This window comes from Delftia acidovorans NBRC 14950 (assembly GCF_001598795.1).
GTDB classification, from domain to species: domain Bacteria; phylum Pseudomonadota; class Gammaproteobacteria; order Burkholderiales; family Burkholderiaceae_C; genus Comamonas; species Comamonas acidovorans.
In genome coordinates this window covers 318,284-329,007 of sequence record NZ_BCZP01000006.1, presented here as the reverse complement: position 1 = coordinate 329,007, position 10,724 = coordinate 318,284, and the positions used below count along the sequence as shown (strand labels likewise).

Annotated in this window: 12 protein-coding genes; 1 reads left to right on the top strand and 11 read right to left on the bottom strand. The window is 69.7% G+C overall.

Annotation, left to right across the window (positions count from 1 at the left end; genetic code table 11):
- The 11 genes from DA1_RS31170 to DA1_RS10430 form a co-directional block, all read right to left on the bottom strand.
- Positions 1-223: hypothetical protein (locus DA1_RS31170; protein WP_218017175.1), on the bottom strand; the 223-nt coding region annotated here is incomplete at its 3' end.
- 22 nt (positions 224-245) lie between these two features.
- Positions 246-1,469 carry a cystathionine beta-lyase gene (metC, locus tag DA1_RS10475; RefSeq protein ID WP_034397159.1) on the bottom strand — a complete coding sequence of 408 codons (1,224 nt, stop codon included), beginning with the start codon at positions 1,467-1,469 and terminating at the stop codon, positions 246-248.
- Positions 1,466-2,137 (bottom strand): cysteine dioxygenase family protein, encoded by a 672-nt coding sequence (locus tag DA1_RS10470; protein ID WP_034397158.1) that lies wholly within the window; start codon positions 2,135-2,137, stop codon positions 1,466-1,468. The genes metC and DA1_RS10470 overlap by 4 nt, the downstream gene beginning before the upstream one ends.
- A 26-nt stretch (positions 2,138-2,163) precedes the next feature.
- Positions 2,164-3,042, bottom strand: coding sequence for an amino acid ABC transporter ATP-binding protein (locus DA1_RS10465; RefSeq protein ID WP_034397157.1), 879 nt, complete (start codon positions 3,040-3,042; stop codon positions 2,164-2,166).
- Positions 3,029-3,850, bottom strand: coding sequence for an amino acid ABC transporter permease (locus DA1_RS10460; protein WP_034397156.1), 822 nt, complete (start codon positions 3,848-3,850; stop codon positions 3,029-3,031). Before DA1_RS10460 ends, DA1_RS10465 begins: the two co-directional genes overlap by 14 nt.
- A complete protein-coding gene (locus tag DA1_RS10455) occupies positions 3,840-4,589 on the bottom strand; it encodes an amino acid ABC transporter permease (RefSeq protein ID WP_034397155.1) in 750 nt (249 codons plus the stop codon). The genes DA1_RS10460 and DA1_RS10455 overlap by 11 nt, the downstream gene beginning before the upstream one ends.
- A complete protein-coding gene (locus DA1_RS10450; RefSeq protein ID WP_034397154.1) occupies positions 4,586-5,857 on the bottom strand; it encodes an aminotransferase class I/II-fold pyridoxal phosphate-dependent enzyme in 1,272 nt (423 codons plus the stop codon). The genes DA1_RS10455 and DA1_RS10450 overlap by 4 nt, the downstream gene beginning before the upstream one ends.
- Positions 5,854-7,395: an FAD-binding oxidoreductase gene (locus tag DA1_RS10445; RefSeq protein WP_034397152.1), complete on the bottom strand. Its 1,542-nt coding sequence runs from the start codon at positions 7,393-7,395 to the stop codon at positions 5,854-5,856. The genes DA1_RS10450 and DA1_RS10445 overlap by 4 nt, the downstream gene beginning before the upstream one ends.
- Positions 7,392-8,210, bottom strand: a complete 819-nt coding sequence (locus tag DA1_RS10440) for a transporter substrate-binding domain-containing protein (RefSeq protein WP_034397151.1) — start codon at positions 8,208-8,210, stop codon at positions 7,392-7,394. The genes DA1_RS10445 and DA1_RS10440 overlap by 4 nt, the downstream gene beginning before the upstream one ends.
- Positions 8,207-9,121, bottom strand: a complete 915-nt coding sequence (locus DA1_RS10435; RefSeq protein WP_034397150.1) for a transporter substrate-binding domain-containing protein — start codon at positions 9,119-9,121, stop codon at positions 8,207-8,209. Before DA1_RS10435 ends, DA1_RS10440 begins: the two co-directional genes overlap by 4 nt.
- Before the next feature lie 101 nt (positions 9,122-9,222).
- Positions 9,223-10,083 carry a transporter substrate-binding domain-containing protein gene (locus tag DA1_RS10430; protein ID WP_034397149.1) on the bottom strand — a complete coding sequence of 287 codons (861 nt, stop codon included), beginning with the start codon at positions 10,081-10,083 and terminating at the stop codon, positions 9,223-9,225.
- 224 nt (positions 10,084-10,307) lie between these two features.
- Between DA1_RS10430 and DA1_RS10425 the strand changes: the two genes are divergently transcribed.
- Positions 10,308-10,721, top strand: coding sequence for a lysozyme inhibitor LprI family protein (locus DA1_RS10425; protein ID WP_034397148.1), 414 nt, complete (start codon positions 10,308-10,310; stop codon positions 10,719-10,721).
- Positions 10,722-10,724 lie beyond the last annotated feature (3 nt).

Below are 10,724 nucleotides of genomic sequence, written 5' to 3'. Positions count from 1 at the left end.
GCGGAGGGTCGCGGACATCCGGGTCGCCTTTTCTTGGCCTACGTTCTTTTGGCGAAGCAAAAGAAGGTAGGTCGGCCGCCGGGCCGAGACCCGGCCTCGAAAAGAAACCCCCCGGCAGGGCCAGAACCAGCAAGCGCAGCGCACGCAGCAAACGCAGCAAACGCAGCAAACGCAGCAAACGCAGCAAACGCAGCAAACGCAGCAAACGCAGCAAACGCAGCAAACGCAGCAGCGCCCAAAAAATCTCAGGCAGCCAGCCTGAACCGCTCCACCACCCCCCCAAACCCCCTCTCCAGATCCGCAATCAAATCCAAAGGATCCTCCAGCCCCACATGCAGCCGCACCACAGGCGCAGTCCCCGTCCACACACTGTGCTCCCGCAACCGCTCAGGCTGCGCCACCAGCGCCAGGCTCTCGTACCCGCCCCACGACGCCCCCTGCGCAAACTGCCGCAACGAGTCAACGAACACGGCGCCGGCACCGGCGTCCACCCCTTCGGCAAACGCGAACGAGACCAGCCCGCTGGCCCCGCTGAAGTCCCGCTTCCACAGCGCATGGCCGGGATCGGAGGGCAGGGCCGGGTAGAAGACGCGGCCGACCTGGGGGTGCTGCTCCAGCCACTGGGCGATTTCGGTGGCGTGGCGCTGGTGCTGGGCCAGGCGCACGGGCAGGGTGCGCAGGCCGCGCAGTGCCAGGTAGGCGTCGTCGGCGCCTATGGTCAGGCCCAGGGCCTCGTAGGCGGTGGATATCTTCTTCGACAGCGCGGGGCCGTCGGTGATGACGATGCCCTGCATCACGTCGGAGTGGCCGGCGATGTACTTGGTCGCGGCCTGGATGGAGAGGTTGGCGCCGTGCTCCAGGGGCTGGTAGAACCAGCCGCCGCTCCAGGTGTTGTCGGTGGCCACGGCAATGCCGTGCTGGCGCGCCACGGCGGCCAGGGCGGGCAGGTCCAGCACCTCGTAGAGCAGGGAGCTGGGCGATTCCAGGTAGACCAGGCGGGTGTTGGGGCGGATCTTGCCGGCCAGATCGTCGCGCGAGGGCGAGAAGTACTCCAGCGTGATGCCCAGGCGCTGCAGCAAGGTGGCGTCCACGCGGCGCACGGGAGAGTAGACGCTGTCGGCCACCAGGGCATGGTCGCCGGGCGAGAGCAGGGCGATGAGCACCAGGGTGATGGCGGACAGGCCCGAGGGCGTGAGAAAGGCGCGGTGCCCGCCCTCCAGCGCGACCACGGCGTCTTCCAGCGCGCGGTGCGTGTCCAGGCCGTGGCGGCCGTAGGAGGCCACGCGCTCGCCGGCCTCGCGGCGGTGGTGCAGGTCGGCGTAGGCGGCGCTGTCGGCAAAGCGCACGGTGCTGGTGCGCACCACGGGCACGTTGACGGGGCCGGAGCCGCCCTGCAGCGGCGGCGTGCCTGCGTGCAGCAGGCGGGTCGACGGGCCCAGGGGCCGGTGCTTGTCTTGGGGGATGCTCATGCCACGGCCTCGCTGGGACGGAAGTAGGCGGCGTTGTAGTTCTTGACTTCGCCGGTGTCGGGGTCGATGGCCACGCGGCCGCTCAGGGTTTCCAGCGGCTGGCCGTAGAGATGCAAGTGCAGCGTGGGCTGCTCGCCCACGACGGCAATGCTGTGGATGTCATCGGGCAGGAAGGCGATGGAGGCGCCCGGCTGCACGGTGAATTCGCGCGCCAGGTGGATGCTGGCGCGTGCGGGGTTGCTGCGGTCGTCCGTGCGCTCGTAGAGGCGGTTGAGCTCCTGGCCTTCGACGGCAACGATCACGGCCCAGGTCGTGTGGTTGTGCGGGGCCGTGGTCTTGCCGGGGTTGATGGAGTTCAGGTACAGGGCCAGGCCCGCATCGCCATCGGCCGGGTTGAGGCGGTAGCGCGTGGAGGCGCCCACGCCTTCGGTCTGCGCGGGCGGGGGAAAGTCCGCGCGGCTGAACAAGGCCTTGTGCGCGGCCAGCTGCTCCAGGCGTGCGGTGATGGCCGACAGGGTGCTGCGGTCGGGCGCGCCGGCCTGCAGCAGCTGGCGCACGTCGGCCAGGGCGGCGTCCACGGCCTGGCGGCGCAGTGTGGTGGCGTCTGTATGGGTGCCTGTATCTGCGCCTGTGCCGGCCGGGGTTTCAGTCGTTGTTTCTGCGGTCATGGGGATGTGCTCCTGGAGGTGGGGGATCAAAGGGCAAAGCGCAGGCTGTTGAAGGGCAGCGGCGTTGTGGCCGGGGCGGCTGGCGCAGGCCTGGGCCGGGCGCCATCGCCCAGGGCGCGCTGCAGGAATTCGCGCGTGCGCTCGCTGCGCGGGCTGCCGAAGATCTGGGCGGCCGGGCCGTGCTCGACGATGCGGCCGGCCTCGGTGAAATACACCTGGTCGCTGACCTCTTCGGCAAAGCGCATTTCGTGCGTGACCAGCACGCAGGTCATGCCGTCCCTGACCAGGTCGCGGATCACGGTCAGCACCTCGCCCACGGTCTCGGGGTCCAGGGCCGAGGTCACTTCGTCGAACAGGATCAGCTCGGGCCGCATGGCCAGGGCGCGCGCAATGGCCACGCGCTGCTGCTGGCCGCCGGACAGCTCGCCGGGGTAGGCGGATTCCTTGTGGTCCAGGCGCACCTTCTGCAGCAGGGCGCGGGCCTCGCGCTCGGCCGTGGCGCGGTCGCGGCCGACCACGCGCGTGGGGGCGATGACCAGGTTCTCCAGCACCGACAGATGGGGGAACAGGTTGTACTGCTGGAAGACGAAGCCCACGCGCTTGCGCAGGGCGATCAGCTCGGCCTCGGTGCGCAGCTGATCCACGCGCGTGCCCGCCACCGAGATGGCGCCGCGCTGGGGCCGCAGCAGGCCGGTGATGCAGCGCAGGATGGTGGACTTGCCCGAGCCCGAGGGCCCGATGATGGTCACCGCCTCGCCGCGCCGCACCTGCACGTCGATGCCCTTGAGCACCTGGTTGTCGCCAAAGGACAGGTGCACATCCTGCAGGTGGACCAGTGCGGGCGCCGTGCCTGCGGGGGCATCGGCCGTGGCGAGTTGGGAGAGAAAGGAGTCAGTGGCGTTCATGGCGTCGCTCCAATGCCCGGGTTGCCCGGGCGATGGGATAGCAATAGGCAAAGAAAAGCGCGAGCAGCGTGAAGTACACAAGGATGGTGAAGTCCGTGCGTGCCACGGTGTTGCTGGCGATCTGGGCGGTGTCCACCACGTCGTGCACGCCCACCAGCGAGGCCAGCGAGGTGCTCATGGTGATGCTGGCGTAGAGGTTCATCCACGGCGGCAGCATGCGGCGCACGCACTGCGGCAGCACGATGAGGCGGAAGATCTCGCTGCGGCGAAAGGCCAGCGACTGGGCCGCCTCCCACTGCGCGCTGGGAATGGACTGGATGGCGCCCCGGAAGATCTCGGCCACGTTGGCGCTGGTGGGCAGGGCCAGGCCCAGCACCACCTTGACCCAGTCGGGGAACGGAAAGGTCCAGCTCACCAGCTTCAGCTCGAACGGGAACACATAGGTGGTGAAGTAGATGAGCACCAGGATGGGCGCATTGCGAAACAGCTGCACATACCAGCGCACGCCCGTGCGCACGGCCGGCGTGGGCGACAGCGACAGGGCGCCCAGCACCAGGCCGGCCACGGTGCCGATGGCCACGGCCAGCACGCTGATCTCGATGTTGACCAGGAGGCCGCGCAGCAGCGCGGGCAGCCATTTCCACAGGTGCACGAAGGCGGGCGGGGCGCTGTCCGTGGCGGCCCAGCAGGCGCACAGGGCCAGCAGTGCGGCGCCCGCGATCAGCCAGGGGCTGCGCGCCGCGCGCAGCAGGGCGGCGGGCAGCGGACGGGGCGCGGCGCCGGTGTTCAGGGTGGCTTCATTGGCCATAGCCGGGCATCCTCAGGTGTTGCTCCAGCCAGCGGCCCGCCAGGCTGACCAGCCAGGTCAGCAGGCCGAACCACAGCAGGATGAGCAGCAGCAGCTCCAGCACGTTGTCGCGCTGCGACCAGATCATGATGGACTCGTAGGTCACGTCGCCCACGGCAATGGCCGAGGCCACGGCCGTCATCTTCACCAGGTCCACCAGGTTGTTGGTCAGCGAGGGCAGGGCAAAGCGCACGGCCAGCGGCAGCTGCACGCGCACCAGCAGCTGGCGCTGCGAAAAGCCCAGCGAGCGCGCTGCCTCCAGCGTGGTGGCGGGCACGGCCTCGATGCCGGCGCGCAGCGCCTCGGCATGGAACACGCCCTTGTGCAGCGAAACCACGATCACCACCCAGACAAAGGGCGTGAGCGGGTTGTTGCCCGCACCCCAGTCGCGCAGCTGCTGGGTGATCAGCATGTTGAGCACCAGGAAGGCGCAGTACAGCTGCACCAGCGTGGGCGTGTTGCGCGTGACCTCCACAAAGGCGCGCGCAGGCCGTGCCAGCCAGGCGCGGCCCGAGGTCAGGGCCGCCGCCAGCGCCACGCCGGCCGCCAGGCTGCCGGCAATGGTCAGCAGGGCCAGCTGCACGGTCACGAACATGCCGCGCACAAAGGCCTGGCGCTCGGACACGTCCAGCACGAAGGCGTAGTTCAGGCCCAGGCCCTTGAGCGCTTGCACGCCCTGGGCAAGCAGGCTGTCGTTCATGGCACGGCCTCCAGGGCAGCCGGCTGTGCATGCGCTTGCGCTTGTGCAGCGGGGTCTTTCAGCGCGGCCACGGCGCGTGCGATGCGGGCCGTAGCCTCGGCCAGCACCTCGTCGCTGGCGGCCGTGGAGATGCGGAAGTACGGCGACAGGCCGTAGGCCCCGCCATCCACGGCGGCCACGCCTTCGGACTCCAGCAGCCATTCGGTCAGGTCGGTGTCGCTGGCGATGGGCTGGCCGTCCGGGCGCAGGTGGCCTATCAGCGCGCCGCAGTGCACAAAGGCAAAGAACGATCCGCCCGGCGGCAGCAGGGCCAGGCCCGGCACCTGGTCCAGCGCCTGGGTGACCCGTTGCGCGCGCCGCGCATAGGCGTTGCGGGCCTGCTGCACAAAGCTCTGGTCGGGCGACTGCAGCGCCGCCGCGGCTGCGACCTGGGCCACGGAATTGGGGCCTGACGAGGCCTGCGACTGGATCACCACCATGGCCTGCACCAGCGCGGCCGGGCCTGCGCCCCAGCCGATGCGCCAGCCGGTCATGGCATAGGTCTTGGAGACGCCGTTGACCAGCAGCGTGCGCTCGCGCAGGTCGGGGGCTACCGCCAGCCAGTGCGCGGGGGCCTGGGGCGTGAACCAGATGTGCTCGTACAGCTCGTCCAGCAGCACCAGAACCTGCGGGTGCTGGCGCAGCACCTGGGCCAGGGCGGCCAGTTCCTCGCGGCTGTAGACGGCGCCCGAGGGGTTGCCCGGCGTGTTCAGCACCAGCCAGCGCGTGCGCGGCGTGATGGCGGCCTGCAGCGCGGCCGGCGTGAGCTTGAAGCCCTGCTCAATGCCGCAGTCCACGATGACCGGCGTGCCGTCGTTCACGCGCACGATGTCGGGAAACGAAGGCCAGTACGGCGCCGGCACGATGACCTCGTCACCCGCGTCCAGCGTGGCCGCCAGCGCGTTGTAGATCACCTGCTTGCCGCCGTTGCTGACGATGATCTGCCCGGCGTCGAAGTCCAGCCCGTTCTCGCGCCGGTACTTGGCGCTGATGGCCTGGCGCAGCGCGGCCGTGCCGGGCGTGGGCGTGTACTTGGTTTCGCCACGGGCCAGGGCCGCGATGGCGGCCTGCTTGATGGGCTCGGGCGTGTCGAAATCGGGCTCGCCCGTGGTCAGCGCAATGATGTCGCGGCCCTGGCGGGCCAGGGCCGTGGCCCGCGCGCTGGCCGCAGCATTGGGCGAGAGCCTGACGCGCTGCACGCGCTGCGAAAGGGGAAAGGGCGTGGTCATGGCGTGGGGCCTTCCTGGAATGCGGCGGCTGGCGTTGGAGAAACCTGCGGCAAGTCGTGCTGCAAATCGTCCGGCAGGGCCTGCAGCACCTTGCCGGGATTGAGCAGGCCCAGCGGGTCGAAGGCCTGCTTGAGACGCCGCATGAGCTGCAGCTCCACGGCGCTCTTGTAGCGGGGCAGCAGGTCGCGCTTGGTCTGGCCCACGCCGTGCTCGGCGCTGATGGAGCCGCCATGGGCGTGCACGCTGTCGTGCACCACCTCGTGGATGGCGTCTTCCTGGGCAAACAGCTGCGCGGGCGTGCTGTCCGGCGCGTGCGACACGTTGTAGTGCAGGTTGCCGTCGCCCAGGTGCCCGAAGGCCACGGGCCGCACGGCGCCAAAGCGCGCCTGCAGCAGCGCGGCCGTGGCCGCAAGAAAGTCGGGGATGCGCGAGATGGGCACCGACACGTCGTGCTTGATGTTGCGGCCGTCGCGCCGCTGGGCCTCGCCCAGGGCCTGGTCGCGCAGCCGCCACAGGGCCTGGCTTTGCTGCAGGCTCTCGGCAATGGCGGCATCGGTGACCAGGCCGTCCTCGAAGGCCTGGCCCACCACGCACTCGAAGCGCTGGCGCGCATGGTCCTCGCCCTCGCTGTCGGACAGCTCGATCAGCGCAAACCAGGGCGCCTTGAGCGCCAGCGGTATCGGCTGCTCAGGCACATGGCGGGCTATCAGGCCCAGGGCCGTGTCCGACATCAGCTCGAACGCCGTCAGGCCGGCGCCGAAGCCCGCCCGCGCCTGGCTGAGGAAGGCCACCGCATCGCGTATGCAGCCAAAGGCCAGCAGGGCCGTGTGCTGGGCGCGGGGCAGCGGATGCAGGCGCAGCGTGGCCGCCGTGATGATGCCCAGCGTGCCTTCGCTGCCCACGTACAGGTCGCGCAGCGCATAGCCGGTGTTGTCCTTGCGCAGCCCGCGCAGGCCGTCCCAGATGTCGCCCTCGGCCGTCACCACTTCCAGGCCCAGCACCAGCTCGCGCGCGTTGCCGTAGCGCAGCACCTGGGTGCCGCCCGCGTTGGTGGACAGGTTGCCGCCAATGGTGCAGCTGCCCTCGGAGCCCAGGCTGAGGGGAAACAGCCGGTCCGCATCGCGCGCTGCCTGCTGCACATGGGCCAGCACGGCGCCGGCTTCCACGGTCAGGGTGTCGTTGTCGGTGTCGATGGCGCGCACGCGGTTCAGGCGCGCCAGCGACAGCAGCACGGCGTGGCCCGAGGCGTCGGGCGTGGCGCCGCCCATCAGCCCGGTGTTGCCGCCCTGGGCCACGATGGGCGTGCGGTGGGCGCGGCACAGGCGCACCAGCTGCGCCACCTGGGCCGTGTCGGCAGGCCGTGCCACGGCCAGGGCCTGGCCCGTGAGGCGGCCATGCTGGTCGGTCAGGTAGCCGGCCGCATCGGCACCCGTGAGCACATGGGCATCGCCCAGGGCGTGGCGCAGCGCGGTGACCAGGTCGGCGGGGCCGGTGATGTGGCCGCTGGTGCTGGTGTTGGTGCTGGTGTGGGTGCTCATGCGGGCGCCTTCCTGAACTTGTCGTGCAGCTGGTGCAGCAGCGGCGTGGGCGTCATGCCGTTGCGCTGCTCCACCTCGATCAGCCAGCCCGTGCGGTGCCAGTCCTGCACGATGCGGTCGATGGCCGCCTGCGTGTCGGACTCGCCCTTGCGCAGCCAGATCACCGAGGGCGAGGGAATGATGTCCGCGGGCGAGACGATCTCGTAGTCCTTCCAGTCCGCATTGCTGGCCACGAGTTCGCGCAGCGTGGGGCTGACATGCACGGCGGCCGCGCAGTTGCCGCCCTTGAGGGCCAGCAGCGACTCGGGCTGGCCCCGGAAGGCCTTGATCTGGGCGCCGTATTGATCGGCCAGTGGCTTGGTGAAATTGCTGCCCTGCGACACGCACACGGGTTTGCCGCGCAGGTCGTCCCACTGGCGCACGCCGCTGCCCTTCTTGGCGATGGCGGCGCCGCCGACTTCCTCGAACGGCGTGGGCACGAAGGACAGGATCTCGCTGCGCTCCTGCGTCCACTGCATGTTGGCGATCAGGATGTCCACCTTGCCCTGCTGCAGGAACTGCACGCGGTTGGACGGCTGGACCTGCACGGTCTCCACCCCCACGCCCAGGCCCTTGGCCACGCCTTCGGACAGCTGCACGTTGTAGCCCACATGCTTTTGCGTGACGGGGTCGATGGTGCCGAACGGCGGCCCCGAAAGCATCACCCCCACCACGATCTTGCCGCGCTGCTTGATGCGGTCCAGCGTGGCGTCGGCATGGGCTGCCAGGGCCGTGAGGGCTAGCAGGGCCGCCAGTGCGGTGCGAGTCGGCTTCATGGCTTGGCTCCCTTGGCGGCGGCCTGGGTTGCCTGCGCATCGGCTTGTGCTGCCGCATACACCGCGAAGTCGTAGGGCGCGCGGTCGAACTGGCCCTTCAGCGCGCGTTCGTGGCGCTCGGCGATCCAGGTGTCGGGCACGCCGCTGGCGCGGGCCACCTTGAGCAGAAAGCCCGTGCGGTGCCAGTCCTGGATGGCCTTGTCCACGAAGGCCTGGGTATCGGCCTCGCCGCGGCGCGTCCACACCACGGTGGGCGAGGGAATCAACTGGTCCTGCGTGCCCAGCTCGAAGTCCTTCCACTCGGCTGCATTCGGGCCGGTGAGCTTTTCATAGAGCGCGGGCTGGATATGGACCGAAGCCGCGCAGGTGCCGCCCTTGAGCGCCAGCAGCGACTCGGGAATGCCGCGCAGGCCCTTGACCACGGCGCCATAGCTCTCGGCCAGGGGCTTGGCGAAGTTGCTGCCCTGCGACACGCAGGCCACCTTGCCGCGCAGGTCTTCCCAGCGCTTGATGCCGCTGGCCTTGGCCACCAGGGCGCCGCCGCCGATCAGGTCATAGGGCGTGGGCGCGAACGAGAGGATCTCGCTGCGCTCCTGCGTCCATTGGATGTTGGCGATCAACAGGTCCACCTTGCCGCTTTGCAGGAACTGCACGCGCGTGGAGGCCGTCACGGGAACCGTCTCCAGCGGCACGCCCAGGCGGCGCGCGATGTCGGCGGCCAGCTCGGTCTGGTAGCCGCCGGTCTTGCCGGTGGCGGGGTCCAGCACGCCGAACGGCGGGCTGGCGCCATCAATGCCCACGGACAGCTTGCCGCGTTGCTTGATCTTGTCCAGCGTGGCATCGGCGTGGGCGGCACCGGCGCCCAGCAGCAGGGCCAGGGCGGCGGCAAGGGGGGGAAGAAGGCGGGGCATGCGTGAATCCATCAGGGAACGGAAGGCCCGGCCCCGTCTTGCGGGGCCTGGGCCTGGGTGGTCGGAAAAAAGTAGGGGTGGACCGCCGTGGCGGTCGGCGGTCAACTGGCGGACTTGAACTTGGCCTGCAGCTCGGGCAGCAGCGGGTTGGCCGGCTCGATGCCCACGCGCTTTTCGGCGGCAATCAGCCAGCCCGTGCGGTGCCAGTCCTGCACCACCTTGTCCACGGCGGCGATGGTGTCGGCCTCGCCCTTGCGGGTCCAGACCACGGAAGGCGCGGGCAGCACCTCGCTGGCGATGGGGGCCGAGTACTGCGCCCATTCGGGGTTGCTGCGCAGCAGCGGGTAGATCAGCGTGCTGTCATGCACGGCGGCCACGCAGTTGCCGCCCTTGAGCGCCAGCAGCGAGTCCGACGAGCTCTTGTAGCCATGCACCTGGGCGCCGTACTCGCTGGCCAGCGGCTTGGCAAAGCTGCTGCCCTGGGACACGCACACGGGCTTGCCGCGCAGGTCTTCCCACCTGGCGATGCCGCTGCCCTTGCGCACGGCGGCAATGCCGCCCACGCGGTAGAAGGGCGTGGGCGCGTAGCCCAGGGTCTCGGCACGGTCGGGGTTCAGCTCCATGGAGGCGATCAGCAGATCCACCTTGCCGGCCTGCAGAAACTGCACGCGCGTGGCGGTCTGCACCTGGACCAGCTCGGCCTCCACGCCCAGGCCCTTGGCCAGGGCGCGTGCCAGCTCGGGGTTCCAGCCCACCAGCTGCTGGGTGGACGGGTCGATGGAGCCGAAGGGCCCGCCATTGACCAGCACGCCAATGGTGACCTTGCCGCGCTGCTTGATCTTGTCCAGCGTGGCATCGGCCCGGGCCTGGGTGCAGGCCAGGGCTAGCGCGGCGGCGATGAAGGTCAGGGATACGGAAAGGGTTGCGCGGGGCTGGCGGCGCAGGGTGGGGCTTGTGTGCATGGCGGGAGCGGGGCGGTCGGGACGAACGAAAGATGCGTACGCCCGCATCTTCTGGCCGCCCTTGACCCACGGCAACAAAGCTTTGGGAGCATGTTTATGCACTTTGAGTCGCTGCATCAGGGTGATCACCAGGGAAATGTGGGCCCGAGGCAGGGCGGGTCGATGGTGTAATCGCGACGGCCGGGGTGCTGCGCCCACCGGCACCTCCCAGCGAGCCCTCTTCCATGCACCAAGCCCTAGCGTCCCTACTCGCCCCTCTCGCCTGCGCCGCCCTGCTGTGTGCCAGCCCCGTGGCCTGGGCCGCCAATCCCACCAGCTCGGGCAATTGCGAGGAAAGCTCCACCAACATGTCCGAGGTGCGCGCCTGCCTGCACGAGCAGAACGTGGCCATGGTCAAGGCCGCCTACGCCTCGCTGTCGCTCAAGCTCAAGGCCCGCATGCCCCAGGCGTCGGAAGAGCTGGAAGTGGCGCAGAGGAACTGGGTGCAGTACGCGCGCAGTGCCTGCGAGTTCCTCTCTGAATTCAATTCCGCCAGCTTTGCCAAGGACGATGCGCGCGCCAACTGCTGGAGCGACTTCGCCCGCGCCCGCACCAAGCAGCTCAAGTCCTGGGAAATGCAGCTGGACAAGAAGCCCTGAGGG